At 43.3% G+C, this 26,745-nt stretch carries 30 protein-coding genes; 14 read left to right on the forward strand and 16 right to left on the reverse strand.

The window, feature by feature from the left end:
• Nucleotides 1-38: 38 nt before the first annotated feature.
• The 6 genes from ACKWCA_RS10010 to ACKWCA_RS10035 all read right to left on the reverse strand — a co-directional run bounded on the left by ACKWCA_RS10010 (nt 39) and on the right by ACKWCA_RS10035 (nt 5,919).
• Entirely contained in the window at nt 39-1,079 is a 1,041-nt protein-coding gene (locus tag ACKWCA_RS10010) for an aminotransferase class I/II-fold pyridoxal phosphate-dependent enzyme (RefSeq protein WP_413978055.1), read from the reverse strand.
• Nucleotides 1,076-2,089, reverse strand: a complete 1,014-nt coding sequence (locus ACKWCA_RS10015) for a dipeptide epimerase (RefSeq protein WP_413978056.1) — start codon at nt 2,087-2,089, stop codon at nt 1,076-1,078. The genes ACKWCA_RS10010 and ACKWCA_RS10015 overlap by 4 nt, the downstream gene beginning before the upstream one ends.
• A gap of 98 nt (nt 2,090-2,187) precedes the next feature.
• Nucleotides 2,188-2,919, reverse strand: a complete 732-nt coding sequence (locus tag ACKWCA_RS10020; RefSeq protein WP_413978057.1) for a head GIN domain-containing protein — start codon at nt 2,917-2,919, stop codon at nt 2,188-2,190.
• Nucleotides 2,920-3,030: 111 nt separating this feature from the next.
• On the reverse strand, nt 3,031-4,833 hold the full coding sequence (locus tag ACKWCA_RS10025) for a PspC domain-containing protein (protein WP_413978058.1): 1,803 nt from the start codon (nt 4,831-4,833) through the stop codon (nt 3,031-3,033).
• Between the two features lie 38 nt (nt 4,834-4,871).
• Nucleotides 4,872-5,201, reverse strand: a complete 330-nt coding sequence (locus ACKWCA_RS10030; protein WP_413978898.1) for a PadR family transcriptional regulator — start codon at nt 5,199-5,201, stop codon at nt 4,872-4,874.
• A gap of 244 nt (nt 5,202-5,445) precedes the next feature.
• Complete coding sequence (locus ACKWCA_RS10035) at nt 5,446-5,919, reverse strand: DUF4870 domain-containing protein (protein ID WP_413978059.1); 474 nt, start codon at nt 5,917-5,919, stop codon at nt 5,446-5,448.
• A 133-nt stretch (nt 5,920-6,052) separates the two neighbouring features.
• Here ACKWCA_RS10035 and ACKWCA_RS10040 point away from each other — a divergent pair, with 133 nt between their 5' ends.
• From ACKWCA_RS10040 to ACKWCA_RS10050, 3 genes are all read left to right on the forward strand, one after another.
• Nucleotides 6,053-6,508, forward strand: a complete 456-nt coding sequence (locus ACKWCA_RS10040; RefSeq protein WP_413978060.1) for a DUF4442 domain-containing protein — start codon at nt 6,053-6,055, stop codon at nt 6,506-6,508.
• A gap of 78 nt (nt 6,509-6,586) precedes the next feature.
• Nucleotides 6,587-7,384 carry a TIGR00266 family protein gene (locus tag ACKWCA_RS10045; RefSeq protein ID WP_413978061.1) on the forward strand — a complete coding sequence of 266 codons (798 nt, stop codon included), beginning with the start codon at nt 6,587-6,589 and terminating at the stop codon, nt 7,382-7,384.
• 112 nt (nt 7,385-7,496) lie between these two features.
• Nucleotides 7,497-8,150 (forward strand): DUF2461 domain-containing protein, encoded by a 654-nt coding sequence (locus ACKWCA_RS10050; protein WP_413978062.1) that lies wholly within the window; start codon nt 7,497-7,499, stop codon nt 8,148-8,150.
• Between the two features lie 6 nt (nt 8,151-8,156).
• Here the strand turns inward: ACKWCA_RS10050 and ACKWCA_RS10055 are convergent, their stop codons facing one another.
• Both ACKWCA_RS10055 and ACKWCA_RS10060 read right to left on the reverse strand, forming a co-directional pair.
• Nucleotides 8,157-9,728, reverse strand: coding sequence for a M81 family metallopeptidase (locus tag ACKWCA_RS10055; RefSeq protein WP_413978063.1), 1,572 nt, complete (start codon nt 9,726-9,728; stop codon nt 8,157-8,159).
• Between the two features lie 18 nt (nt 9,729-9,746).
• Nucleotides 9,747-10,724 carry a sugar phosphate isomerase/epimerase family protein gene (locus ACKWCA_RS10060; RefSeq protein WP_413978064.1) on the reverse strand — a complete coding sequence of 326 codons (978 nt, stop codon included), beginning with the start codon at nt 10,722-10,724 and terminating at the stop codon, nt 9,747-9,749.
• Between the two features lie 112 nt (nt 10,725-10,836).
• On the opposite strand from ACKWCA_RS10060, the gene ACKWCA_RS10065 reads away from it, so the two are divergent.
• Together ACKWCA_RS10065 and ACKWCA_RS10070 are read left to right on the forward strand one after the other, a co-directional pair.
• The gene (locus ACKWCA_RS10065; RefSeq protein ID WP_413978065.1) at nt 10,837-12,537 is read left to right on the forward strand and encodes a GMC oxidoreductase; all 1,701 of its coding nucleotides are present in this window, start codon (nt 10,837-10,839) and stop codon (nt 12,535-12,537) included.
• Between the two features lie 3 nt (nt 12,538-12,540).
• Nucleotides 12,541-13,134, forward strand: coding sequence for a gluconate 2-dehydrogenase subunit 3 family protein (locus ACKWCA_RS10070; protein WP_413978066.1), 594 nt, complete (start codon nt 12,541-12,543; stop codon nt 13,132-13,134).
• 14 nt (nt 13,135-13,148) lie between these two features.
• Here the strand turns inward: ACKWCA_RS10070 and ACKWCA_RS10075 are convergent, their stop codons facing one another.
• From ACKWCA_RS10075 to ACKWCA_RS10090, 4 genes are read right to left on the reverse strand one after another with little or no spacing between them, the layout of a single operon-like run.
• Nucleotides 13,149-13,511, reverse strand: a complete 363-nt coding sequence (locus ACKWCA_RS10075) for a TIGR04076 family protein (RefSeq protein ID WP_413978067.1) — start codon at nt 13,509-13,511, stop codon at nt 13,149-13,151.
• Nucleotides 13,474-14,913 (reverse strand): Na+/H+ antiporter NhaC family protein, encoded by a 1,440-nt coding sequence (locus tag ACKWCA_RS10080; RefSeq protein ID WP_413978068.1) that lies wholly within the window; start codon nt 14,911-14,913, stop codon nt 13,474-13,476. The genes ACKWCA_RS10075 and ACKWCA_RS10080 overlap by 38 nt, the downstream gene beginning before the upstream one ends.
• A 2-nt stretch (nt 14,914-14,915) precedes the next feature.
• Nucleotides 14,916-15,959 carry an aldo/keto reductase gene (locus tag ACKWCA_RS10085; protein WP_413978069.1) on the reverse strand — a complete coding sequence of 348 codons (1,044 nt, stop codon included), beginning with the start codon at nt 15,957-15,959 and terminating at the stop codon, nt 14,916-14,918.
• Between the two features lie 3 nt (nt 15,960-15,962).
• Complete coding sequence (locus ACKWCA_RS10090; RefSeq protein ID WP_413978070.1) at nt 15,963-17,681, reverse strand: DUF885 family protein; 1,719 nt, start codon at nt 17,679-17,681, stop codon at nt 15,963-15,965.
• A 92-nt stretch (nt 17,682-17,773) separates the two neighbouring features.
• Here ACKWCA_RS10090 and ACKWCA_RS10095 point away from each other — a divergent pair, with 92 nt between their 5' ends.
• The 4 genes from ACKWCA_RS10095 to ACKWCA_RS10110 all read left to right on the forward strand — a co-directional run bounded on the left by ACKWCA_RS10095 (nt 17,774) and on the right by ACKWCA_RS10110 (nt 19,919).
• Nucleotides 17,774-18,370, forward strand: a complete 597-nt coding sequence (locus ACKWCA_RS10095; RefSeq protein ID WP_413978071.1) for a Crp/Fnr family transcriptional regulator — start codon at nt 17,774-17,776, stop codon at nt 18,368-18,370.
• A gap of 64 nt (nt 18,371-18,434) precedes the next feature.
• On the forward strand, nt 18,435-18,794 hold the full coding sequence (locus ACKWCA_RS10100) for a DUF4406 domain-containing protein (RefSeq protein ID WP_413978072.1): 360 nt from the start codon (nt 18,435-18,437) through the stop codon (nt 18,792-18,794).
• Nucleotides 18,784-19,371 (forward strand): NUDIX domain-containing protein, encoded by a 588-nt coding sequence (locus ACKWCA_RS10105; RefSeq protein WP_413978073.1) that lies wholly within the window; start codon nt 18,784-18,786, stop codon nt 19,369-19,371. Before ACKWCA_RS10100 ends, ACKWCA_RS10105 begins: the two co-directional genes overlap by 11 nt.
• Nucleotides 19,372-19,415: 44 nt before the next feature.
• The gene (locus tag ACKWCA_RS10110; protein WP_413978074.1) at nt 19,416-19,919 is read left to right on the forward strand and encodes a peptide-methionine (S)-S-oxide reductase; all 504 of its coding nucleotides are present in this window, start codon (nt 19,416-19,418) and stop codon (nt 19,917-19,919) included.
• Here the strand turns inward: ACKWCA_RS10110 and ACKWCA_RS10115 are convergent.
• A complete protein-coding gene (locus ACKWCA_RS10115) occupies nt 19,916-21,184 on the reverse strand; it encodes a D-alanyl-D-alanine carboxypeptidase/D-alanyl-D-alanine-endopeptidase (RefSeq protein WP_413978075.1) in 1,269 nt (422 codons plus the stop codon). The genes ACKWCA_RS10110 and ACKWCA_RS10115 overlap by 4 nt on opposite strands.
• Nucleotides 21,185-21,346: 162 nt before the next feature.
• Here ACKWCA_RS10115 and ACKWCA_RS10120 point away from each other — a divergent pair, with 162 nt between their 5' ends.
• Nucleotides 21,347-21,544 carry a hypothetical protein gene (locus tag ACKWCA_RS10120; RefSeq protein ID WP_413978076.1) on the forward strand — a complete coding sequence of 66 codons (198 nt, stop codon included), beginning with the start codon at nt 21,347-21,349 and terminating at the stop codon, nt 21,542-21,544.
• A gap of 28 nt (nt 21,545-21,572) precedes the next feature.
• Here ACKWCA_RS10120 and ACKWCA_RS10125 read toward each other — a convergent pair whose 3' ends face one another.
• Nucleotides 21,573-22,514 (reverse strand): LysR substrate-binding domain-containing protein, encoded by a 942-nt coding sequence (locus ACKWCA_RS10125; RefSeq protein ID WP_413978077.1) that lies wholly within the window; start codon nt 22,512-22,514, stop codon nt 21,573-21,575.
• A 129-nt stretch (nt 22,515-22,643) separates the two neighbouring features.
• Here ACKWCA_RS10125 and ACKWCA_RS10130 point away from each other — a divergent pair, with 129 nt between their 5' ends.
• Entirely contained in the window at nt 22,644-23,123 is a 480-nt protein-coding gene (locus ACKWCA_RS10130; RefSeq protein ID WP_413978078.1) for a Dps family protein, read from the forward strand.
• Nucleotides 23,124-23,154: 31 nt separating this feature from the next.
• Here ACKWCA_RS10130 and ACKWCA_RS10135 read toward each other — a convergent pair whose 3' ends face one another.
• Nucleotides 23,155-24,072 (reverse strand): helix-turn-helix domain-containing protein, encoded by a 918-nt coding sequence (locus ACKWCA_RS10135; protein ID WP_413978079.1) that lies wholly within the window; start codon nt 24,070-24,072, stop codon nt 23,155-23,157.
• 56 nt (nt 24,073-24,128) lie between these two features.
• Nucleotides 24,129-24,884, reverse strand: coding sequence for an SDR family NAD(P)-dependent oxidoreductase (locus ACKWCA_RS10140; RefSeq protein WP_413978080.1), 756 nt, complete (start codon nt 24,882-24,884; stop codon nt 24,129-24,131).
• A 293-nt stretch (nt 24,885-25,177) separates the two neighbouring features.
• Between ACKWCA_RS10140 and ACKWCA_RS10145 the strand changes: the two genes are divergently transcribed.
• The 3 genes from ACKWCA_RS10145 (at nt 25,178) to ACKWCA_RS10155 (ending at nt 26,743) form a co-directional block, all read left to right on the forward strand.
• On the forward strand, nt 25,178-25,648 hold the full coding sequence (locus ACKWCA_RS10145; protein ID WP_413978081.1) for a Crp/Fnr family transcriptional regulator: 471 nt from the start codon (nt 25,178-25,180) through the stop codon (nt 25,646-25,648).
• Nucleotides 25,649-25,733: 85 nt separating this feature from the next.
• Entirely contained in the window at nt 25,734-26,276 is a 543-nt protein-coding gene (locus ACKWCA_RS10150; RefSeq protein WP_413978082.1) for an NADPH-dependent FMN reductase, read from the forward strand.
• Nucleotides 26,277-26,287: 11 nt separating this feature from the next.
• Entirely contained in the window at nt 26,288-26,743 is a 456-nt protein-coding gene (locus ACKWCA_RS10155; protein WP_413978083.1) for a hypothetical protein, read from the forward strand.
• Nucleotides 26,744-26,745 lie beyond the last annotated feature (2 nt).

A 26,745-nucleotide genomic window follows, 5' to 3' on the forward strand; every position in this document is an offset into this window, starting at 1 on the left:
TATGAAAAAATAAAAAGTATTATGTTTTGAAATTCAAATTATTTGTAGGAATTCACCAAATCAGATAGGAATAAGATGTCTTTTTGGGTATGAACCGCAGAAATGACAATTCGACTCATGAGCACACCTTGCTCGTTTGGGTACTTGAAGTTGGTGACGAGCACTCCATTCTCCTCTAAAAATTCAACGAATTCAATATCTTCAAATGAAAAGACGGGATGTTCTTCAAGAAACTGAAATCGATGAAGTTTGTCCCCTATCCGTGATTGGAACAAACGAAGGTTTGCCTTTAGTTTCTTTAGTTTTGTCTTGAAAAGAGGTCGAGCCGCTATCAATGTAGCAAGTGCCGCTGGCGCTGCTGGACTAGCACCACCATATACATCGGTACTTTTCAATTGGTCTATGCGTGTTTGGGTTCCGAAGATAGCTCCGGCTTGTATTCCGAACCCTTTTCCCAAAGAGCAACAGACGATTATTTCTTTAGGATTCATTTTTTTTAAGATTTGATAGGCTCCTCCACCTTGTTGACCCATAATGCCGATACCATGTGAATCGTCGACTACTAGAATTACGTGATTTAAATTAAAGTCTCGTAAACCACTAAAGTTTGGGTAGCAGGCTTCCGTAGTATCTACGGCATCTAAAAACAGCACTGGCGTTTTGTTCGCTAGGGTTTGCTCCATTTGCTCGAACAAATCATGAAGGTTTTTAAAAGGTACGGATTCCTTTTGTAGTAGAGCGGAATGTGTGTTGGGGGCATACCAACAACTATAATAGTCAGTATTGAAGTGTTGGGCAACCAATTGTCCTGATAAGAATCCTGATGATAGGGTAGTGCAGGCTTCGCTGCTCGATAGGGTTGTCAAGACTTTTTCGGCCTGATCAAAGATGGGGATCTTAATATTCGCCTTCCTTGAAGCCCCGTAGTTTGTGCCATAGCGCTTGACATTCTCAATAAACATGTTCTGAAAGTTCGGGTCGGTCTGTAATCCTAGATAGGATGTTCCTCCAAAATAGAGAAAGCGCTTTCCCGAAATATGCAGTTCCCTCCCAGGAAAAGAATCTATGGAATAATTCATTTTGTAAGCGTTATACCACTACCGCCGAGTTCGGGAAAAATGACTTTTCCTTGCGCAGTGATTCGAACACCTTCGGCAATATCTTCTGAAAGCAATAGCGCCCCATCCATATCCACATAGTCCAATTGCGGTAATAATTGTGCGATGGCCGAAATACCGACGGTAGATTCCGTCATACAGCCCACCATAATCTTAAGTCCGAGCTCTTTTCCTTTTGCGATCATGCGAAGAGCAGGAGTGAGGCCTCCGCATTTTGTTAGCTTGATATTAATGCCGTTAAAATGGAGGGCGCATTTGTCCACATCTTCTTCTGTAATGCAACTTTCGTCAGCGATAACGGGCAATACACTATGATGCATGACCTGCTCCATGCCCTGCCAGTCATCCGCTTTCAAGGGTTGCTCCAAAAATTCTACGCCAAGTTCTTTTAAAAGGGGAGCATTGAAAATCGTCTCTTTTGCGCTCCAGGCACAATTCGCATCAATTCTGAAAACAGCGTTTGTAATCGCTCTGAGCTCTTTAATAATGGCGACATCATTTTCGGTGCCTAATTTTATTTTATAGATGGGCCAAGGTTTCTCCAATATTTTGGCTTTCATTTTTTCCACGGTATCCAATCCAATGGTATAATTGGTCGTAGGGTACTTTGAAATGGACGTATTCCAGATTTGGTATAGGGGTTTGCCCCTAAGTTTTCCATACAGATCATGTGCCGCTAGGTCTAAGGCACAAATCGCAAAATTCGACAATCCCATTTTGGTAATAAAGGAGTGAAATTGCAACGGATCGGTAAACGCATAGTTGTTTAGCTCTTTTTCTATACTTCTTATTTCCGCTATCATTTGCTCGGCGGTCGCACCGTAATACGGGTTCGAAGTAGCTTCGCCATAGCCAGTTTGGCCATTCTCGGAGAGGGAAACGATGAGGGTATCTTGAAAATCATGCGATTCTCTCGAAATGCTAAAGGTGTGTTTTAGTTTTAGCGTGAATTTTTTTAGGACAAGTTGCATGCGAATAATTGTTTCGACTAAGATATGTAAAGGGAAAATAAAAAAAGAACGCCCGTCGAGAATTCAACGGGCGTTCTTGTGTTGGGTGGTTTTTTGATTTAATATTTATGTACGCTACCTGAGACACTTTTCTTTTTCTCCACATCGGGGTCACCTGAATACGAAATATTGCCGCCACTACTGGCATCGGCCATCAAGGATTCGGAAACTTGAATCTTTACATTTCCTCCACTACTGGCATCAGCTGTGCAGATTCTGGTCTCAAGATCCTTGGCGTTGATGTTACCTCCGCTACTTACGTCTACATCTGCCGTATCGGCACGGCCATCAACATCTACATTGGCCCCGCTACTTGCATCGAGTTCAAGCTCTTGTGCGACGAGGTCAACGTCCAAAATTGCGCCACTACTTCCATCAACGACAAGTTCGTTGGCGTTCACGGTATTCTTGGTTTCTAAATGCGAACCACTAGACGCTCTAAGTTCTGTGATTTTTGGTAAGGATACATAAATATTCTTTGTTGCAGAACCGATATTTTCCTCTGCATGAATACGTAGTTTTCCATTTTTAATATCCGTTCGGATCAAATCGATGATGTTTTCATCGGCTTCGACTTCTATGGCGAACTCATCGGCTTGTGTTACATAGACCATTAGGCCTTCGGAAGCCGAAACCCTGGTGAACCCTTCTGAAGTAGATCTAGTGTCCGTTACTACATTTCCGTTGCCTCTTTTTCCGGTTCCGAAATCCCCAATTTGGATATCAAACCCACAGGATGATAAAAAAATGGATACTACTACGGCGATTGCTATTCTTGCTAGTGTTGTCATGATGATTGTTTTTAGATTGTTTCTTAATTGATGGTAAAGGTGCTGTTTATTGTTGTTTGAATTAAAAACTTTGAGCTGAACTGTTGCTTATATCTACTGAATTGTCGTCGTCTAATTTTTGCTGATTGTCTTCCTCATGGTCGTATCGCCGTCTTGAGCCTCGATTTTTATAACATTCTCTTGACTGTCGATATTAATATCCACTTTTTCGTCGTCATTGTCCTTTGCTTTGATACGGACTCCATCTTCGTTAATCTTCATTTTAAAGGATTCGCCGTCTTCATCGTTGATATTGATATCGATACCCTCTCCGTTGATCCGAATGCGATTATCCCCATCTTCGGCATCCTCCTCGAATTCATCGGGACAATTCTGGCATTCCAGAACTCCATCATTCCGCATTTTCCACAAATAGTCCTCCAAGCTTGAAATGGCCTTGTCGGTCTGCGCTCGAATGGTCCAATTTCTTCTGTTCGAAGGATTATATGCGATATGCTGCCCCTCAGGAAGATATAGATTGACCCGAACTTCTTGATCGTTGAACTTGCTTTGGTCTTGTGTCGTCAGGTAGTTATCAAAATATACGGTGTTTCCGCGTTGGGTATATCCATAGTTTATGCGCTCTGCCGTTTGTCGGGCCTCTTGAAAAGAAGGTCCATTGGCCTCTTTGCGAACGGATATCAGCACCACAGTATCATTTGTTTTCTTTATATTGAACCGTACATCTTCAGATTGCAGGGTGGGTTTACCCTCATCATCATAGATCAAGATCATGTCGTTCATACGAATATGCTCTTCACTGTCATAGAATTCGGAGGAAGCCAATTCGAAATTCAAGGTATCCGATTCATTTTCAAGGTATAGAGGAGTTTCACTACTTACGCTACCGGTGAAAGCGTGGGAGGCCGCCTCACGAACACCAAGAACGATCAAGGTTATTATTGAGATCAACCATAGGCCAAGAAGCGAAAACTTTGCAATGTTGCCGATTGACTTTAGGTTGGAAACCAAAATCTTCAACCCTAAGTAGAGTAGAAAGAAGAAGGGAATACCCACGGCAAAGAACACCAAGAGTGATATCAACCATATCGGGGCTCCTGTTATGCTATTGATAGCGCCGTCTAAGCCAGGTAGATGAAACCAATCCAAAGTACCTACGGTCAATAGACCTACGAACATCCCTATGATAGTTGCCGCCCCTATAATAATCAATAGGATACCGATAAATTTTCCGAACACCTTGAAAAAGAACATGATGATATCGCCTATAGTATCAAAGAACGACTTACCCGTGCTCTTTACTTTACTATAGTCGGCGTTTTTTACTTTGTCTGCAACATCATCAAAGCCTTCCTTTACTTTTCGCTGTATATTGTCAATGTTAACGGCTTCACCTTTCATATCCAATTTTTGCGATGTGGTAGCCGCTTCAGGAACCAGAATCCAAAGAAGAATGTAGGCGATGAAACCAAAGCCGGTAAATACGCCAAGTAAGATAAAGATAATGCGTATCCAAAGTGCATCGAAGCCTAGATAGTGCTCCAATCCGGAACATACACCACCGATATACTTGGTTTCTATATCGCGATAGAGCTTTTTGGATTTTCTTGGCTCGGTTCTAGGTCGAGGCTCGTCTTCAAAGATATCCTCATCGACCATATAGTCTTCAGGTTGCCCCATAATCGAGATAACTTCGTCCACTTCTTTTTGCGTGATTACCTGTCTCTCGTCAGCTAGTTTCTCATGAAAGAGTTCCGCGATCCTTGCTTCGATATCTGCTAGGATTTCATCACTGCCCGGGGTATTTGCGAATGATCGTTTTACCGATTCTAGGTAACGTCGCATTTTTGTATACGCATCCTCATCGATGTGGAAGAGTACGTTTGCTAGATTTATATTGACTGTCTTGTTCATTTTTTGCTGTTTTTTTACTCAAGTACGCTTGCTTGAGTCTATTTTTTGTTGGTTACTAGATTTGTTGCACTTCGTAGTTCATCCCAGGTGGTATCCAATTCCTTCAGAAACAATTTACCGGTTTCCGTTAAGGTGTAATACTTTCTTGGGGGACCAGAGGTCGATTCTTCCCAACGATAGTTGAGCAATCCCGCATTTTTTAGTCTTGTCAATAGGGGGTATATCGTACCTTCTACAACAAGCATCCTCGCATCTTTTAGGGTGGATAAGATCTCGGAAGCGTATTTGTCATGTCCATTTAAAATGGAAAGGATGCAATACTCGAGTACCCCCTTGCGCATTTGTGCTTTTGTGTTTTCTACGTTCATAATTTCTTTTTTCTTTTTGGGTCCTACCTGCCTACTGGTGGTTTGGCTTCCTTCTGTTTTGATTTTGGAAATGGTGGTCCGCATAGATTAACTGTTCGTTTTTTGAATGATGAATAAACATTCCGATTGAACTGCCTATAGACAGGTTTTGATTGATTGATGTTACTTTTTTGGCGGTTGGCACAAATTTTAGTTTAGTGATTAATGAATAAACTTCAGATCAAGGTGTGATGAATACCTTTGGTTATTTAATGAATTTTATGGTTAATGGATACTCAAAAAGTTGTCCTTCATTGGTTCTAATGGTTGCTAAAATGGTATATACTAAATTCACGATAAACAATACCCCTTGGCCCAATCCTGCGATTCCGATAGGAAACCACCACCAGCCGAAACGAAAGTCATCAGAGTCGATACTGATGTTGAGATTGTTAAAGGTGTTGAGGCTGTCAAACCCAAAATCGAAAATATTAGGTAAGAAACCCACAAAGAACGGAATGCTGATGATACCCAATAAAATAGAGTAGAGGAGCAGACTGATTTGAAAGTTCAAGGCTTGCTTCCCATTATAATCCACAAATTCATATTGTTTTTTATTTGCTGTCCATAAGACCAATGGAATGATAAAATTTCCAAAAGGAATAAAGAACTTTGAGAAGGTCGATGCGTGTATGGCAGCTGCTAAATTCCGTTCATGTTTTGATAAAGTATCTGTCATGGCTTAGTAATTTCTTATGCAAATATATATTTAAAAGATGGTACTATGCAACACATAGTACTTAAATTTAACATTTAATTAACAATTAAAAATTGGATTATTTTAGATACTTTTAGTGAAAATATAGAGCGAAATGGCAGTAACAGCGGGCAAATTGAATACTTTCTCCTTTTTTAAATTACCATCGGCTTGGTGGTGCGGGGTACGACTAAAATATATCGATAAAGAGCGGGCAGTAGTGACAGTTCGGCATAAATGGTTCAATCAAAACCCGTTTAAATCGATGTTTTGGGCGGTGCAGGGCATGGCTGCGGAGCTGACAACTGGGGCTATGATGATCGATCAGATAGAAGATAGTGGGCATAAAATATCGATGTTGGTCGCGAACAATACGGCCAATTTCTCCAAAAAGGCCACTGGCAAGATAACCTTTACCTGTGAAGACGGTAACCTGATCAAAGATGCTTTAGACAAGACCATCGCCACAGGGGAGGGGCAGACCATTTGGATGAAGTCCGTTGGGGTTAATGAAGAAGGCATCATAGTATCGACATTTAATTTTGAGTGGACGGTCAGATTGAAGCTATGATTCCATATTTTTTCATAAAACCTGTAACAAAACTAGGGTACCCATCAACTAACTAGCGTCAACAAAAAAATTAAATACATGAACGCACATGAAATAGACTACGACATTTATGGCGAAGAAATGCAATATGTCGAAATAGAACTGGACCCTCAAGAAGCTGTGGTTGCTGAGGCCGGTAGCTTTATGATGATGGACACGGATATTAAAATGGATACCATTTTTGGCGATGGTTCCAATCAAGACAAAGGGGTCTTAGGCAAAATATTTTCAGCCGGGAAACGAATGCTTACAGGTGAAAGTCTTTTTATGACCGCTTTCTTGAACATCGGTCGTGACAAACGAAAAGTCAGTTTTGCTTCTCCCTATCCCGGAAAGATCGTGCCCATTGACTTAGCGACCATGCGGGGCAAGTTTATTTGCCAAAAAGATGCCTTTTTATGTGCTGCAAAAGGCGTATCCGTAGGAATTGAATTCTCCAAGAAGCTAGGCCGTGGCCTTTTTGGTGGCGAAGGTTTTATTATGCAAAAGTTAGAAGGTGACGGTATGGCCTTCGTGCATGCCGGTGGTACACTGGCAAAAAAAGAACTTGCGCCGGGCGAAGTTCTAAAGGTCGACACCGGTTGTATCGTTGGGTTCGATCAGAGTGTGGATTATGATATTGAATTCATTGGAGGTATTAAAAACACGGTATTTGGTGGTGAAGGACTTTTTTTTGCAACCCTTCGCGGGCCGGGTACGGTCTATATTCAATCCTTGCCTTTTAGTCGATTGGCAGGTCGGGTACTTGCCGCCCTGCCTAGAGGTGGTAAGGATAAAGGAGAAGGTAGTATACTCGGAACCCTCGGCGATATTGTCGGAGGGGATCAAGGATTTTAAGAGGAATACTTAGGTTCGATCGGGGTCGTAGGCAACCGCTTGGTTTGCACAGCGACTCCGCTCGATTTTTCAGGTATTTTATTGAGTATCTTTGGTGTTTAGATTACACCAAATGAATTTTCAGAACCAAATCACTTTCCTTAAGGAGCTTCAACAGAACAATACTAAAGAATGGATGGATGCCCATCGCAAATGGTATAAAGAAGTTCGTGATGATTTTATCGGATGGCTGGATGAAATGAATGCGGAATTGGCCGCTATTGACGATGACTATTATGATACTCCGGGCCGTAAGGGCATTAATCGTATCAATAACAACCTCATGTTCCATCCAAATAAACCTATTTATAAAGATCATTTTGGCGCAGGTCTTGACAAGCGTCCCAATACAGGTGACTTCTATGTGGAAATCGGTATTGAACGCTCGATGTTCGCGGGTGGATTATGGCGACCTGATTCCAAACGACTACGGAGCATTCGCGATGCTATCGATTATGATGGGGAGGAATTTCAGAAAATCTTAAACAAAAAATCGTTCAAGACACTCTTTGGTGACTTATATGAAGATGTCAAACTGACCAATGCTCCCAAAGGTTTTTCAAATGACCACCCGCATATTGATTTGCTGCGCCACAAAACCTTTGCCGTAGCCACTGAATTCTCAACAAAGGAAGTCCTAGGACATGATTTTGAAAAGAAGGTGATTAAGGCCTACAAAGAAATGCTACCTTTCAGAAGGTATCTGAATCAAGCGATTACAGTTTGATATTGGTTAGTCAACAGCATCGGAAGCCCTCAATAAGCGCGCGCTTAAATCGGGGTCTTCCATAGCTATATCTAAAGGAAACATGGGACGTTTGATGTTCTTATAGCCCAGACGTTCGAGATCTTGATCTACTCCTCCTGGTGTTAGTGCCATAATCCAACCCTTACGCATATCATAGAGTTCGGGTACCAGATACCCGATTTTAACGACGACGATATCCGTTTCCCTTGGTTTCAGATTCAAATCCGTAAAATCACTTTCTTGGTGGTAGGGCTTTCTTTTTTTGGTGACGATGACATGGATGCTCCCTACTTGAACCACCACTTCAACTTCCGCATCACGATCACCTTCTTTGATAGCGGTAATGGTACCTTCAAGCGCTATGGGAGGTGCAAATCGGTTATCGACCTGTGCCCCTACCATACCCTTTACTTTTTTTCCAATGCCCGACTTTAGGGCTTCTTCAATCAACTCCGGACCGGGAATGGAAGCATAAATCAATGAGGGGCTATTTTCCGATTTAAACTCGGGTCGGGCCAACAGTTGTTGTAGCGTCCAACTGACATCGCCAGCCCCACCCGCTGTTGGGTTATCGCCCATATCGCTGATGATAAAAGGAGATTCCTTATGGGCTAAGGCCATTTGTAGGCTTTCTTCCAAAGTGGCCACCGGCGCTACGAATTCAAAATCATGCCGCACTTTCCAAAAGGCGTTGGCCAATTTTTCGGCCCCAGCAATGACCTGTTCTTTGTCGTCTCCGGTTACCATGACCACGGCATGATTGCGAGGCTCATCGGCCCAGGCGTATCCTATCCAGATGGCAGCATCGATAACTCCTTCTTGGTTTTCTACAGATGGAATCTGCGCATATAGGCCCTTACCAGGCGCTATACGTGTACTTGTTTTTTCCCCAGGTAACAGAATCGGTACGGGTACCCATGCTTTGAAATTTGGTTTTCCTTTTCCATTCTCCAAACGGTCAAGCATATTTGTGATGGCCCGTGCCTTTGATTCAAGGGCATCTTCATGGGGCGCCATCCGATAGCAGGTAATCAGATCGGAATGTTCGGCCAACCTTTTGGAAACGTTTCCATGTAAATCCATAGATGTGGAAATCAAGGCATCGGTACCGATTACGTCGCGAATCCGTTGAATAAGATCGCCCTCTGCATCTTCCAATCCTACGACGCTCATCGCTCCATGAATATCAAAGAACAACCCGTCATAAGGTCCGTTTTCCTTCAACATTTTCAGGGTCTTTGCGACCATTGATTCATAGGCTTCACGAGTAACGATTCCTCCAGGGAGGGATTTACCAAGAAGGGTAGGTACCCAATCGGCACGATTACGAATAGCGGTCCCTTCCTCAAAAAAGGGGTATCTGCCGAAAATGGAATCCCCGATTCGTGCATGAAAAGCTTCTTCATGGGTTTGGGCCGGGGAGAAGGTGCTTGACTCGATACCGATACCGGCAATCGCAATGCGCGGTAACTTCTTTTCCGTGGCCTCGCCTTCATTTTTCGATTTACAATTGATGACCAGGCAGAGTAGGAGTATTAGGAACATTGGTTTTTTCATAGAATGGGATTTTACCAATTAAAGGATATTCGAAAGTGATTTTTTGACCATGGCATACGTTTTTTCATAACTGTGTTTTAGTAAGGTCTCGGCGTCCATAGTATCCCAATACCCTTTATTGAAAAGTTCTACGGATAGTCCACCGCGAAACCCGGCGTGATAGAGCTTCGGTATGACGGTATCAAAGGGGCAGACACCTTCACCAGGTAATACCCGATCGGAATCTTTCAGTTGGTCATAGGCCGGACTTGCTGGATAATCGTTCATGTGAATGACGGGCAATCTTTTGCCGTTTAGTATATCGATAGTGTCCCAGTCGTTACCTCCACGGTAAATATGATAGAAATCTAGAAGCATGGTGGCTTTCGGATGGCCCGTCGCGATAACGATATGCGCACAGTCCGCTACCTTATGTAAGGCACCCATTCCCCATAATTCGATTAAGGGCGTCACTCCGGTTTCATCCCCTAGCGCTAGAATGGTATTGTAGCGAGCGGTATATACATCGTACTTGTTTGGATCCAGGGCAGTGATACCTTGCACGGGAGTTGCTATGTATTGACCGCCCAATGAGGCAGTTATGTTCATTTCTTCACGAAGTTGTTCAAGTGCTATTTTACGCTCATCAGCGTCATCACTGCACCATTTGGAAAACCCGATGATGTTTTCAAGTGTAAGTTGATAGCTTTCCAATTTTTGCTTAAGTGCTTCGGCCGTCCCGCCATTTTTCAAATAGGCCTTGATATCGCGCATCCATAATTCGATACCGTTAAACCCTGCTTGCCCTACCATATCGATTTGAACATCCGCGGCGAGTTTATAATGCATCAGGGTAGAGGTATTCAAACTGACCCTCATGGGCAATTTATCCCTGTTTTCGTCATTTGTGGTCTTTGGCCTTTGTGCCTGGGCTGTGAAAGCATACCCACCAAGGGCAAGCATCGAAGCCTTGACACTTGTAGAAATGGCTTTTCTCCTTGTAATTTTATTTTTCATGTTCGTGTTGGTTGCGCAAAGATTAAAGATAACGCCAAAAATCCATTAATAAAAAAGGGGCATTGCGCTCCAGACTTTTAATGCCTATCTTGAGAACTCCTAATGATATCATATGGCCAATTACAATATCGACGCTAAAAAGGAAATGACATATGACGCCATCGTCATCGGTTCCGGAATCAGTGGGGGTTGGGCGGCGAAAGAACTTTGCGAGAAAGGGCTTAAAACCCTAGTTCTCGAACGTGGACCAATAGTAGAACATGTAGTCGATTATCCCACCATGAACCTAGATCCATGGGATATGGAGTTACGGGGAGGACTCACTCCGGAACAAAAAAAGAAACATTATAAAAATATTCGCTCAGGTTGGGTCGGCACGGAAACAGAACATTTTTGGGCCGATGACGAGGCGAATCCATATACCGAAGTGAAGCCCTTTTTATGGTTGCGTGGACATCAAATGGGCGGGCGTTCTTTGCTATGGGGAAAGCAAACCTACCGCTGGTCCGACCTTGATTTCGAAGCCAATGCCAAAGATGGTCATGGGGTCGATTGGCCCATTCGCTATAACGACATCGAACCGTGGTACACTTATGTGGAAAAGTTCGCGGGTATAAGTGGTGCACCACTAGGATTGCCCCAATTACCGGACAGTCATTTTCTTCCTCCTATGGAAATGAATTGTGTGGAGAAACATGTAAAAAGCCGAATAGAGAAAGATTTTAAGGGCCGAAATATGATTATCGGTCGTTGCGCACATTTGACCGTACCTCATAACGGTCGTGGACAGTGCCAAAACCGGAATCGCTGTAGTCGTGGTTGTCCGTTTGGGGCGTATTTCAGCAGCAACGCAGTGACCCTACCTGCCGCAAATGCTACAGGAAATTTGACCATTCGACCCTATTCCATAGTACAGTCCGTCATATATGATGATGCTAAAGGAAAGGCGACCGGCGTGCGGATTATCGATGCTGAATCAAATGAGGATATTGTGTATTCGGCAAAGGTTATTTTTTGTAATGCCTCGACCTTGAGTACTACACAGATTCTTTTGAATTCGAAATCAAAACGATTTGAAAACGGTTTGGGTAATGATAGTGGCGAGTTGGGCCATAATCTAATGGATCATACTTACCGCGTTGGCGCTATGGGCAAAGTTGAGGGGTTTGACGATACCTATTATAAAGGAAGAAGACCCAACGGGATTTATATTCCGCGGTACTGGAACATCAATGAAGAAACCAAGAACGATAAGTTTTTAAGAGGATTCGGCTATCAGGGTGGTGGATATCGCGGTGGAAATGCGGCGAATATCGAAGATTTCGGAGCAGATTTCAAGGACACCATTTTAAAACCCGGACCGTGGGAATTCTTTATCACTGGATTTGCAGAATGCCTACCATATCACGAGAACCAAGTAGGCCTCAATGATCAGGTTTTAGACAAATGGGGGCAGCCGACATTGTCAATAGATGCAGAGTTCAAAGGAAACGAAAAAGCAGCGAACAAACAGATACAGGAAGATGCGGTGGAGATGCTTGAAAAAGCAGGACTCAAGGATGTTTTGGGTTTTGATAATGAACATCCGCCGGGCTTTGGGGTGCATGAAATGGGGACCGCACGCATGGGCCGAGACCCAAAAACTTCGGTGTTGAATGGTTTTAACCAAGTACATGCGGCCAAAAATGTTTTTGTAACCGACGGTGCTTGTATGACGTCATCGTCATGCGTAAATCCGTCATTGACCTATATGGCCATTACCGCAAGGGCTGCCAATCATGCGGTATCCGAATTAAAAAAATTAAACCTGTAGCTAATGGATAGAAGAAGTGCTTTAAGAAGAACGGGAGTATTGGCGGGGGCTGCAATGGCCATGCCCTCTTTATTTTCACTGTTGCAGGCCTGTAAACAAGAACCTAGGTTGACGTGGCAACCCGAATTTTTTTCGGAATCGGAAGCGAAGACCGTGAGCACAATAGTCGATATGATCTTACCGCGGACGGATACACCGGGCGCGCTGGATGTTAAAGTCGATATGTTCATCGATAAGGTCATTGCCCAAACGTATGGGAAAGACGGGCAAGCGCATATGCGAGCTGAATTAGCGGCTTTCAATACAACCTGTGAAGCTGATTTCGGAGCGGTTTTCATCCATTTGGATGCTACCAAGAAAAGGGAGGTGCTCAGCGCAGCGGAAAAAACCTCAGGAAAATTAAGTCGCGGAGTATGGGGGCAAGCTGTGGGGCGACAAGAAACTATAGGATTCTATCGCTCTCTGAAATCCATGGCAATTTGGGCCTACTTCACTTCAGAGGAAATCGGGGAAAATGTCTTGAACTATGACCCCGTACCGGGCGTTTACGAGGGGTGTAAACCACTTTCGGAAGTCGGCAATCGTTGGAGTTTGTAAAGTATCTCGACATTCTATTTTTCGCTTCCGTCCCATTTCACGGGACTCACGTCGTCATGATCTAAAACACGTAAGCCACCGCGGTCAATTCGCATAACCAATTTACATTCCGGGTCGGGGCAGACGACTCGTGCATCGGTTTCCATCCAGTCAGCGGGATGGTTTTTACGCTGTTTGGTGGGTAACAAGGGAATGGTGGACTGTAAGGCGTATAGACAAAAATCGATGTTATTGGCCATCGATAGTTTTCCTCCTTTCAAATGGAAGGCATCACCTACCTTCATAACACAGGTACAATTGCCATCTATCTTTTCGACCACCACGGTCAAGTCATACAGCTCAAATTGATCGTCGCGGAGTTCCTTTTTCTTTTCCATTTTCTTTAGTTATCATTTTGGTTTTTCCTAGGCTGAATACAAGCGTACCTAGTGCTACGAGCAACAGACCCCAAGACATAAAGTTATACAGGCCGACTTCAAGTGGGCTGACTTGCGCAATACCGTATTCCTGACCTGTCATGGTCATGTTTGCCATCAAGATGACGGGAATGAAATAGGGCAACACAAAAGGGAAGATACAGGCAATCAAGCTGAGCAGGTTGGCCCTCCTTACTTTTGAGACGCCTAAACGTTCCCCTGTTTTTTTTGTAAAATCGGTGACCATTAATATCGCTACAATACTATGGGTCGTCAATAGAACGGCAATACTCATCACCCCAGCTATCCATCCTTCGGCATGTTTTTCGGTCTGCGTGCGGGTCGCCGCAAAATCCACTACTAGTTTCATCAGTCCACTAGCTTTTAGGGTGGCGACCAGGCCCATCAGCAAAATAGTGAAGATACTCAGGCCTATGGCGCGATTGATTCCGTCGATAATAAAGCTTCTGGCGGTAAAGTTTTCCAAATCCAAGGAAATGATTTCCGATACCGGAAGCAATCCGGTAACAAGGCCTAATAACGTACCGAACAGTAACCCGAATAGTAGTCCGTGCAGCAGATGTTTCCCCCTTAGAAATAGATAGATAATATAAGCGGGAATCAAAAGCATGGGCAGCCCTTTGGGGTCACCAAGAACAGCCGTTGTACTGACGGGTTCCGCAGAACCCTTTGCAAAGGAAACAGCCAGATAACCAATGATGGCCAGAAGAGCGGCGGGAAGGAGGTATTTCAACCTGCTTTTAATAACCGTACCGATTTGCGCATCTTGACTCAGAGCACTGGCAATGGTGGTATCGGATATGGGGGCAATGAAATCACCAAAGGTCGCCCCCCCGATAATGGCACCGGCCAACACCGGCAAGGGAGCCCCAAGAACTCCGCCGGTTGGGTAGAGCAACGGGCTGCATATCAAGATAGTCGCAAAACTAGAACCAGTTGATAATGATACAATGCAACAAATCAGAAAGGTCGCTATAACAAACCCAGGGCCACTGAGATGAAGTTGATCGGAGAGCCAAATCAATGCCTCTACAAACCCCGTTAGCGTCATCAGAATTCCGATGATGGAGGCCAAAATCCAGGCCGTAATCATGATCATTACGATTTTCTGTGACATTCCCGATATGACTACTTCGGAAAAGGCTGCGCGATTTTTGCATAAAACCAAACCAAGGGCCAACGCCAAAATCAATACGGGCCAAAAGCCCTTTTCATCAGGAGCCCCCGAAAGTGCAATGATGATAACTCCGGTGACAAAAATGAAAAATGGAAGCAAGGCGCCAAATGCGCCGCCATAAAACTTGATTTCCGGAAGTTTTTCCTGTTGTTGCTCTAGTTTCAAACTTAATCTTCGTTGAGATTGTATTTCATAATGGCGCCGTGCTTACCGGTTTTATCACGCTCAAGCTCGTAAAAAGGACCGTTTGGCCCCTGACTTTGGGCAACGATTTCAGCGATTTGCCCGAGGTCGTCCGCGTCTAAGGTAAAGGTATCCAGCCGTTGTAAACTTTCCAGATGCCTACGATTTCGAGCTCCAACGATGACTCCGGCGACCATCGGTTTTTGTAAAACATAGTGACACGCCACTTCCGCAATGGCCACCTCATATTTATCCGCTATTTTCCGCAGTACATGCAACAATTGTTGAAATAACTCATAACTACCGAATTCTTCGATTATCAAGCGGTACTTGGTCAATGATCGATTTTCAAATGGTGGTTTAGGATCCGGAACATTCAGATAACGGTCACTGAGAAACCCTCCAGCTACGGTGCCATAACAGAGATATGGAATGGAATGTTCTTGGGCCAGGTCGGTCATCTGCCTTTCCACACGCTGGTCCAATACGGAATACTGCACCTGATTCGAGGCGATTTGCACACCGGCATCGAGCATTTCCTTGATACGTGTTGTATCAAAATTGGTGATCCCCAGAAACCTGATTTTTCCTGCTTTGCGCAATTCGGTCAAATGAACGGCGGTTTCGAGATATCTGGGAAATTGGTAGTCCCACCAAGCGAATTGAACCAAGTCAAGACGTTCGACACCAAGTCGCCTTAGGGAACGGTCGATGATTCGTGTGGTTTCTTCCTTGCTCAACGTTGCTAAGGCGTTATAATCGGGTACGTACTTGGTATGCACCTGTATCGGGGGCAAATCTCCGGCTCGAAAGGCATCGGCATGGGTTTTCCTGAACTTTCCGATAAGTTCTTCCACTCCGGTATAAATGTCCGCACAGTCAAAAGTAGTAATACCGGCCTTTACAAAATGGTACATATCATCCAATGCCTGTTCTTCTGAGATGTTTCCATGTCCGCCTGCCAAATGCCAACCTCCTTTGACCACCCTTGAAATGGAGTATTCTGGTTGTAGTGCTATTCGTTCCATAAATTAATTCGGTATGCTTTCTTCAAAGATGGGGTAGAACTCCTCAATAGGAATAGGCCCCGCCTTCATAATGGTATCCATAAAAAGTTTCAAATTGAAGCGATCCCCTAAGCGTTGCTCTTCCGATTTTAAAAGTTCAGTGAACTGAGCTCCTCCAAGATAGTAGGAAGTTAGTTGCAACGGGGAGTTCATAATTCGCCCCCAAAGACTCTTCGCAAATTGAGGAGCGACCAAAGCGGTCTTGGTCGAGAAGCTCATCACTTGTTCTTTGTTCCATCCATTGCAATGTACCTGTACCGAAGTATAAGATCGATTCGCATTTTCCAATCGTTTCCGGAGATGCGCTAGGAGCGTCAAATGCTGTCCTTCTTCCCAACCAGCATCAAGAAGCACTTTTTCTGTAAACGTGGCCCATCCCTCGATATAAATCCCGTAGGGAAATAGCATTCTCAGGGGATGAGGGGTTTCCCGGCTGATTTTTAACTGCATATAATGCCCCGGAAAAAGCTCGTGAATGACGATCATGCGATTGAAGGGTTTATTGAAAGAGGCCCAAAAATCGATTTGTTCCTGTTGTGGAAGCGTAGTGGGAATGGAAGGCAGGTTTAAGGTGGTCATAGGATTGGGATCGAAGGGCGGGGCACTGGCCACCCAACCGATACGTGCTGCAGCACCTGCACTTTCAGGTGCGGTCTGAATTCGTAAAGTCTGATTTTTTGGTAAGGTGGCGATATCCTTTTCTTTGATAAAGGCGATTGCGGCATCGGCTAATTCTTGCCAGAACTGAAGATAGTCCGTGCTGTTTTTTGGAGCATCCTTTTCCATATCCGCCAAAGCTTTTTTGATGATTTCCAAAGCCTCCGATGGAAGTGCCTCGTCTGGATAGGTTGCCTTTAGATAGTTCTTTGAAACCCCGACCATAATGTCCTTTACGGTTTCGATTTCCGATAGGGCCATCTCGGCCAGCTTTTTAGCCGTTAGGTTACTGTCGGTATATAATTGCAACTGTCGATTGTATTCTTGCAGGCCCAAAACGGCTTCGATGTCTTTTGCTTCCGGCGCCAGAGTCGTACGTACAAAATGTTGAAGTGATGCAATACTTATGAGGGCCTGGTCGTAGTTCGTATCGAAATTGGAACATGTTCTCGAAACCCCGTTTGACTTGAGGTCGTCGGAAAGCCTTGTTTGTATGTATTCCACGGCTTCGGATAATTCGCGCATACCGTTTTCCATTTCCTTTTTTGAAACCGCTTTCAGATTCGATTGTGCGGAATGACATAATTCCTTAATCTTATCTAAGCGTTGACACAATATATCGGATTGCTCCGGTGCCAATAGAAAATCGGACTTGAATACCGAAGGCAATGCATTTGAAATCAAACGGGAGTAGTGGCGTAGTGAATTTTCGTGCCTCGACAGGGATTTCCAGATATCCAATTCCGATTGGGCCTGAACCCGCAATAACCGTGCATCGATGGCATCTATGGGAATCGCATCGTTCAAGAGTGTATGTAGGGTATTTTCATTGAATGCTATCCATTGAAGGACGGTTGCTTTCGAGCGGTTTTCATACTGGAATACCGCTTCGCGTATCCCTGATTTTAGAGCCTTGGAGGGGTAGAATTTTTTCCATTCCTCGACGTAGGTTTCGCTGAGTTCTTGCGCGGAAAGCGTAGCACTCATCAGAAGGATGAGGTACCAAAACCTATTTCGAATTCCCATGTCGTACCTATTTTTATCTTAGGCGAGAAAGATACTGATTAATGTGGAAATTGTACCTTGAAGATCTTAATTACAATACCTAATATTGAAGTATGAATAGTGCTCACGCAAAATCACTTTATGAGGATTCCCTTATTTTTTCAAACATCCAAAAGTATATTGTCTTAACGTGTGAGGAGAAAGAATTTTTAAAATCCGTTCTTTATGAAATCGAGGTTCCGCCAAAGCATATGCTACTCAGGCAGGGCCAAATCTGCAGGCAGCTGTACTTTGTTTCGGAAGGGAGCATCAGGGCTTATAATCTGGATACCGATGGCAAGGAATCGACTATTATGTTCGGTATCGAAGATTGGTGGATTACGGATATGTACGCCTTTACCCAACAAAAATCAGCTTTGCTATCCCTAGAAACCCTTGAGGATACGCGAGTGGTGGTCCTCGAATTCGAGGTGTTCGATAAAGCCTTGAAACACATACCGAAATTGGAACGTTTTTTTAGAATATTGTTTCAAAATGCCTATGTTCGCGAGCAACTTCGGGCGTTGGATTCCATTTCGCTGACTACAGAAGAACGATACCGCAAGTTTTTGGACAAATACCCTCAAATTGTGGAAAAGGTGACACAAAAACAGATCGCATCGTATTTAGGAGTCACTCCCGAGTTTTTGAGTTCGGTGAAAAAGAAATGAAAGGTCTTAAACTATCTTAATTTTTTGGTAGGGGTAGTTTACGATCTTTACAAAAAAAAGACATATGATGATGATCTTAATTGCAGGTCCGTATAGAAGTGGTACGGGTAACGATCCGATTTTGATTCAGCAGAACATGGATCGACTTGAGGCCCCTGCCCTCCCTATTTTTAGAAAGGGGCATATACCCATGATAGGGGAATGGGTGGCCAACCCATTGATGAAAATGGCAGGTTCGAAAGAAGTGGGCGATGCGATCTTCACGGAGATACAATATCCGGCATCGCATCGCGTACTTGCAAAATGCGATGCCATATTGCGAATTGAAGGGGTTTCAAATGGAGCGGATCAAGATGTAAAACTGGCCAAAAAACTCGGATTAAAAGTGTATTATGATATAAATGATATTCCCGATGCTGAATGAGCGTGTACGACATATAAAAAAAGAGCTTCTTTCCGATAATTGGTATACATTGAACAAGTTCAGTTTTGAGTACCAAAAAGATGATGGTAGTTGGGAACAGCAATATAGAGAGGCGTATGATCGAGGAAATGGAGCGGCTATTCTACTCTGCAACCAAGAAAAAGGAACGGTGATCCTCACACGTCAATTTCGTATGCCGACCTATGTGAATGGCAATGAAGATGGAATGATGGTCGAGGTCTGTGCCGGTTTATTGGATGGCGACCACCCTGAAGATTGTATCAAAAAAGAGGTAGAAGAGGAGACCGGATATCACATCAACGAGGTCACCAAAGTATTTGAAAGCTATATGTCACCGGGTTCGGTGACCGAGATTCTGTATTTCTTTCTTGGTTTTTACGAAGACCGAATGAAGGTAAGTACCGGTGGTGGCGCGGAACATGAAACCGAAAATATCGAGGTATTGGAATACCCTTTTGAAGAGACCTTGACGATGATTACGGATGGGCGGATAAAGGATGCTAAGACCATCATGCTATTGCAATACGCTGCCCTTACCGGAATTTTCAATGCTTAGGTTCCCGGTTGTTATGTTATCTTTTCTTTTTCGACGTATTTCCTATGCCAACAGTACATAAAATAGGTCTTGGAGGAGGATGCCACTGGTGTACGGAAGCCGTGTATCAATCCCTCAAAGGGGTGATCAAGGTAGAACAAGGTTTTATTGCTTCATCAGGTTCTAACGCATCGTACTCAGAAGCTGTTATTGTACATTACGATGCCGGTGCGGTTTCCTTTAAAGATTTGATCGCCATTCACTTGCATACGCACAAAAGTAGTGTTGCGCATAGCATGCGATCAAAATATCGCTCGGCTATCTATACCTTCAATGGGAAGGATGCTGATTTCGCGCGTATGCTCATTAGTGAATTACAGACCGATTTCAACGAAGAATTAATTACGCTGGTACTTCCTTTTAAAATGTTCAAACCCTCCGATACTCGGTTTCACGACTATTATTTTTCGGATCAGGAAAGGCCTTTTTGCCAAACCTATATCGAACCTAAGCTGAAGCTCTTAGCAACCAAGTTTTCGAACAAGGTAAAGGACGGGCTTGCGTCTTAGTACGAGTCTCGAATCTCCTCGAAGATTTGTTGCATCCTTTTTTTCACTTCAGCGGTAGGTTGTCGAAAATGATTGTTCATAAAACTGAAAATCAAGGTTTTACCTGACTTGGTCAGTAGATAACCGCTAAGACAATAGACATTGCCCAGACTGCCCGATTTGGCGTAGATATAGGGCTCCGCATCTCCGGCATACCAATCTTCCAACGTACCGTTGATTCCTCCGGCAGGGAAAAAATCAAACAGGCGCTCATGGGGTAGCTGATCATATAGCTTGTCTAGAACGGTCACCATTGAGCCGGGAGTGAATAAATTGTACCTTGAGAGACCAGATCCGTCCACCCATCTTGGCGGATGTGTTACATTGCTCAATTGCTGTTCCAAGATGTGATCGCGCACCTTGGTGCTGCTAAGTGTATCCGAGAGGGTGGAAGAACTCAAGAGAAGAAGTTGCTCTGCCAAAAAATTGTCACTTACCTGCATCATGCGTTTTAATACAGTATCCGTGGCGACGCTGTAAAACACCTTTTTATCACCCTGAGGTAGCTGCTGTACCAAGGAAATCTCCTTTTTAAGGGCCTTTTGCAATAGCGTTTGGGTTAATAGGGCACTAGTTCTAAACGGGATTTCCACAGTATCTTTTCGGCGCGAGGAGAAATAAAATCGATTTTGTTCCAAATCCCGATTCTTATGATAACGGATGGTGATGACCGAATCCTTAAAATAAGAGGGGGTCACCTGCATCGGACTGGAATTGTTGACGGTGGTTACATTACCGTACATCGGTAAAGCACCTATTTCTGGTTGGTAGTAATAGTGGTAATCGTCCCAAGCCCAACCCGAACCAAGTTTTTCTTCCTTATAGTTATCGAGATGTAGTGCAATATGATCGTATTGATTTAAGAAGTCGATGGTACTGTTTTGCTCAAAGTAGGAGTGGAGAAACGTGGGGTCTCCGGTTCCTTCCACAAATAGTGTATCCCCTTGCTCGATATACTTTAAAGCGGGAATATGATCAGGTAATAGCTGTAGGGCAGTGAACAATGTGAATATCTTTGTATTGCTGGCGGGAGTAAAGTATTTGCTACTGTTAAAATCTAACAAGGTATCCTTGTTTTGTGAATTTATCAGAAGAAAGCCCGTGAACTGCTCGTCGTAAAATGCAGATTGAAGGAATGTTTCGGTATTCTTTAGCAGACTGCGTTTTGCACTTGAACAACCGATAATTAGTGCAGGGAGCAATATGAAGAGGGTTGTTTTTTTCATAAGCTTAAGGTAGGTTAATCCTGTGGGAAAGATACTGAATTGCCTTAACATGAATTTATTTAATTTTTAACAAATAAGGGGCAATATCATATATACTTTTCTGTTTAACTTTATAAGGCGAAAACGTCCTACTGACAACTAATTAATTAAACATTTTGAAATATGGCTAGAGCAATGCTTGAGTACACGAAGACCGTACTCAAAAAAGTAAGCTTCGATACGAAGCTGTTTTGCAAAGAACTAAAAAAAGCGATTTCAAATTTACTCCCCCATGAAATTGAAGAATTAAAACTCTGGTTACGACAATTTATTACCGACAAACCAGAACTACAAGAAAGCCTTCTTTACTTAAAGGCATAATAGGAGCCCCGCTTTTCAAGTGGGGCTTTTATTTTTGATTGATGGGGCTGATAATCTGCACGTCTTGAAATGCGATTGCCCCGCGAACGATTCCCGAAATGACATCACGTAGTGCATCGGTAATCTGAATTTTCAGTTCACTTTTATGATAGATCAAACTTACCTCACGAGCCGGTGAGGGGTTATTAAAATATTTTAGGTTTTTTTGCTTGGCTTCATCCAACTCTAACGTATTTAAATAGGGTAGCAGTGTCATTCCCATATCTTCATCGGCCAAATTGACCAGGGTTTCAAAACTTCCACTTTCCAATTGAAAGTGATCGTCCTCCATTTTCTTGGGGGCCTTGCACAGGTTGATGACCCCGTCTCGAAAACAATGGCCATCCTGCAAGAGCAATACATCACTTACATCCAAATCTTCTGGGGCCAATGTCTTGGCGTTGCCCAAGCGATGATTTTTAGGAACGTACCCAACAAAAGGTTCATAGTATAACGGACGTTCTTTGATAAACTCAATTTCCAGTGGAGTAGCCGCAATGGCAGCATCAATATGGCCATCTTGAATATTGCGTATCAGACTTTCCGTCGATTGTTCCTTAATAATCAAATTCACCCGAGGATACTTATTGATAAACGCCTTTAGGAACATCGGTAAGAGGGTGGGCATAATGGTCGGAATGATGCCCAATATAAAATCACCGCCGATAAAACCTTTGTCTTGATCGACGATATCTTTGATCCGGTTGGCCTCATTAACGATGTTTTTGGCCTGTGCAACAATTTTTTTACCCACTTCGGTAACGGCGATCGGCTTTTTACCGCGATCGAAAATGAGCACGTCCAACTCATCTTCAAGCTTTTGTACTTGCATACTCAAGGTGGGTTGGGTCACATAACTTTTCTGCGCTGCTAGCGTAAAATTTCGATATTCCGCAACGGCAAGAACGTATTGTAATTGGGTAATGGTCATACGATGGATTAAGGTTTTAAAAATATAAAAAAACCATCAACAAAACCTATTGAAATCATTTTTTTTATTCTGTAAACTTATAATAGACTTCCCGACTTAGAGAAGGAACAACACCTTAAATAAAACAAGATGGAAAGAAATAGTATCGGTTTAAGCATCGAAAAATCAAAAGAATTGCGAGGCGATTTAAACATATTGCTCGCTAATTTTCAAACCTATTATCAAAACTTAAGAGGAATACATTGGAATATCAAGGGCAAACGCTTTTTCGATTTGCATCTCAAATTCGAGGAGTTGTATACCGACGCGAATACGAAGGTCGATATGATTGCCGAACGCGTGCTTACTTTGGGTGGAGTACCAGAGCATACCTTTAAGGAGTACATCGATCACTCAAATGTGCCGGTAGGCAAAAATATTAGCCGTGATGAAGATGCTATTCGGTTGATCGTTGATTCCTTGACGGAACTGTTACTCATCGAAAGGCGGATTCTTGAGGCTTCCGACACGGCGAATGACGAAGGTACCAATAGCATGATGAGCGATTTCATTAGCGAACAGGAAAAAACGGTCTGGATGATGAAGGCCTGGTTGGTAGAAGAGATATAAGCTATATACACCCCATTGGAAATGCGGTGAGCTAGTTGAACGCTTTCCGGAATTCCAATGGGGTCATCTGGGTTTTGGTTTTGAACAATTTCGTGAATGAAGTATGACGTTCAAAGCCAAGTTTATAAGCTATCTCACTTACCGAAAGGGTAGTGGTAGACAGGTGCTCCTTGGCCTTGGTAATCAGTTTGTCATGAATGTGTTGTTGGGTGCTTTGTCCTGTTTCCGATTTGAGCAAACTACTCAAGTAATTCGGAGAGCGATGTAACTCGGCCGCAACCCACTGCACGGAGGGTAATCCTTTTTCGATAAGGGTGTCATCTTTAAAGTAGTCGTTCAAAAGCGATTCTAATTGGCCGACGATTTCGTGGTTTGAAATAGTACGTGTAATAAATTGTCGTTCGTAAAAACGTTCGGCATAATTTAAGAGCAACTCCAGTTGAGCGACGATGATCTTCTGACTGAATTTATCGATGTTGTAACGGTATTCGTTCCGTATATTTTTAAGAATGGATTCCATCTGTTCTTCTTCCTTTTGTGAAAGGAAGAGTGATTCGCGGACCCCATATCCGAAGAAATCATAGTTCTGAATCTGACGGGCCAAAGAACTGCTCCATAGAAAATCAGGATGAACCAATAATAAATACCCCGAAGGTTTTCTGGTTCTGATATTCGGATTATCTCCCAAGCTCATGACCTGTTTTGGAGCCACGAAAGTCATCAACCCTTCATCAAAATCATATTCTTGTTGCCCGTAAAAAAACTTATGGGGCACATTGCGCTTTAATCCAATGGTGTAATAATCTTGTTGCCAACGAAGTTTTAGTACATCATCAGGATATTTTACCTCCTTGTAGTCCACCAAGCTGATAAGCGGATGTTCCGGCGCCGGTAAGTTGGCCAATTTATGGTAGTCCCCCACTTTTTTAAAATGCTGTAGCTCATTCATCGTTTTAAATTTAATGAAAAGAAGAAGACCACTAAGGGTCTTCTTCCTCTTTCATGTCATACCAACATTCCCCCGGAAACTTCAATGCGTTGTCCATTGACCCATCCTGCCTTATCGGAACATAAAAAGGCGACGACTCCGCCGATGTCATCTGCTTCCCCGACGCGTCCCAATGCTGTGATGCTAGAGATCAAGACTTGCTTATCCTCCTGTCGATTGCTGCCTCCGGAAAAGTCCGTTGCAATGGCTCCGGGCGCGACCACATTTGCAGTTATCTTGCGTCCGCCTAGTTCTTTGGCCAAATAGCGTGTAAAGACTTCGACACCCCCTTTCATCATGGCATAAGCTGACATTCCGGGTAGACTAAAGCGGGCCAATCCACTTGATATGTTGATGATTCTACCCGATTCCTTTAAATGGGGTAGGGCTGCTTGCGTTAAGAAGTAGACACTTTTCAAGTGTATGTTCATCATTTCATCGAATTGCACTTCGGTGGTATCCGCTACTAAATTGTACGCTCCGGTACCGGCATTGTTGATTAAAAAATCAAAACCCGAGCTTCCATTTTCTCTTTTTAAATAATCGATGGCTTGATTCATAAACGCTTTTCCACTTTCTGGGGAGTTCGCATCGAATTGAAAAGCAACTGCTTTTTGCCCAATGGCTTCAATTTCCGAAATGAGTTCTTTTGCTTTCGTTTCATTGCTATGGTACGAGAAGATAATATCCACCGCATCTTTAGCTAGCTCAAGGGCCATGTCTTTACCCAAGCCCCGACTTGCACCTGTAATAATTGCTTTTTTTTGTCGCATCTTTTTCTTGTTTTAATACTAGGGTACAAAGTTCCGTCATACGTATAGTTTATTCTTTTCCAAAACCACGATTCTCTTGTCCAAATCTCCTACAAAACAAACAGGACAAAGCAACAAGGGTGGTATTTTCATTTTTAGTTGCTGGTCACGCTTAATAAAACCGGTATTTGGAAACCGGTTTCGATCATTTAAAATTACTAAACATGATTCTTGCGAGTAAGAATTGATGAGCAGACGACCAATGCTTATCTTGTTGTCTTTATGGAGTAATACCTAGAAGTCAAAATAAAACAATGCGAAGACTTAATCTAAAAAAAGGAGAGATTATCCAGCGTCCTGGGGATTTGAATTCAAAAGTGTATCACGTGGTAAGGGGACTTTTAAGAAGCTATACTATTGATGCGAAAGGAAAGGAGCATATTTTTATGTTTGGTCCTGAAGGCTGGGTGGTGGCCGATAATAGCCCTGTCGAAGTGCCTGTTGATTTGTTTATCGATGCTCTAGAGGATACCATTGTACATGTGGTCGAGAAAGACCTAGCTAAAGAAACCCCTAACGTAGCCCCTTTGATGCGACGCATAAGCGTATTACAAAAAAGAGTGATTTTGTTGATGAGCGCCTCTGCTATTGAACGCTATGAACACTTTGAGCAGACCTATCCCGATATTCTGCAACGTGTTCCCCAGAAAATGATCGCCTCGTATTTGGGTATGACCCCAGAGGCCTTAAGTAAGGTGAAAAGAAATCGACTGCGAAAGAAGTAAGACTTGCTACATTTCTTAATCTAGGTTAATGTATAGTGGTATGAACAATGGCAACTTTGTAGTAACAATGTAAATACAAATTGTCATGAAGAAAGTCCTAGCTTTTGGGGCGAGCAATAGTTCAACCTCTATCAACGCACTTTTTGCTACTTATGTGGCCTCACAAATTGAAGATAGCACTCTAGTCAGTATAGATTGGAACGACTTGGTGCTACCGCTTTATAGCCCAGATCTAGAAGCATCCATGGGCATACCCGAAAATGTACAACACTTTTATAACACCGTTCAATCGGTTGATGCCATTGTATTATCATTGGCGGAATACAACGGAATGCCCACGGCCGCTTTCAAAAATCTATGGGATTGGGCCTCCAGAATCGATATGAAGTTCTGGGCGAATAAACCGCTATTACTTATGGCTGTCTCTCCAGGAGGTCGGGGAGGGACAAGTGTTTTGGAAATTATTGGTAAGCTAATGCCCCACTTGGGTGGTAATGTCATTGCGCAGTTTTCATTGCCGTCATTTCACACCAATTTTCAGGATGGACAGTTGGTCAATACGCAGCTAAAAAGGGAACTGGTAGACAAAATCGAACGATTTCAGCGATCTATAGAAATTCAATACTAAAGTAAATAGTTATGAAACAGGTAAAACTACTCTTTAATATATCAGGGCTGCTTTGGATCGTTTGGGGCCTTGTCCACATTCTGGCCGGGTTAATGACCATGAAATTCATAGGGTCAGATGATATTTCGGCTTCCATTGCGGGAATAGCCGATTCGGTAGACCCAACCCTAATACAAATGGATTATCCCGCCGCGGCTGGTGCAATAATTGGCCAGCACGGTTTCAACTTGTTTTGGATCGGTATAGTGACCCTAATTGCAGGATTCTATATTTTGAAAGGAAACAAAAATGCGATTTTTCTAGCTGCCCTCACTGGCGGTTTAGCTGATTTGGGATACTTTCTTTTTATGGATTTAGGAGGCTATGTAAATTTTGTTCCCGGTACTGTCATGACATTGGTCTCTGGATCGGCGATATTGATCAGTCTCTACGCACATTTTAGGAATAAGGACAACGAAAAACCTTAATA

This window comes from Maribacter corallii (assembly GCF_047345415.1).
In the GTDB taxonomy this organism is placed as follows: domain Bacteria; phylum Bacteroidota; class Bacteroidia; order Flavobacteriales; family Flavobacteriaceae; genus Maribacter_C.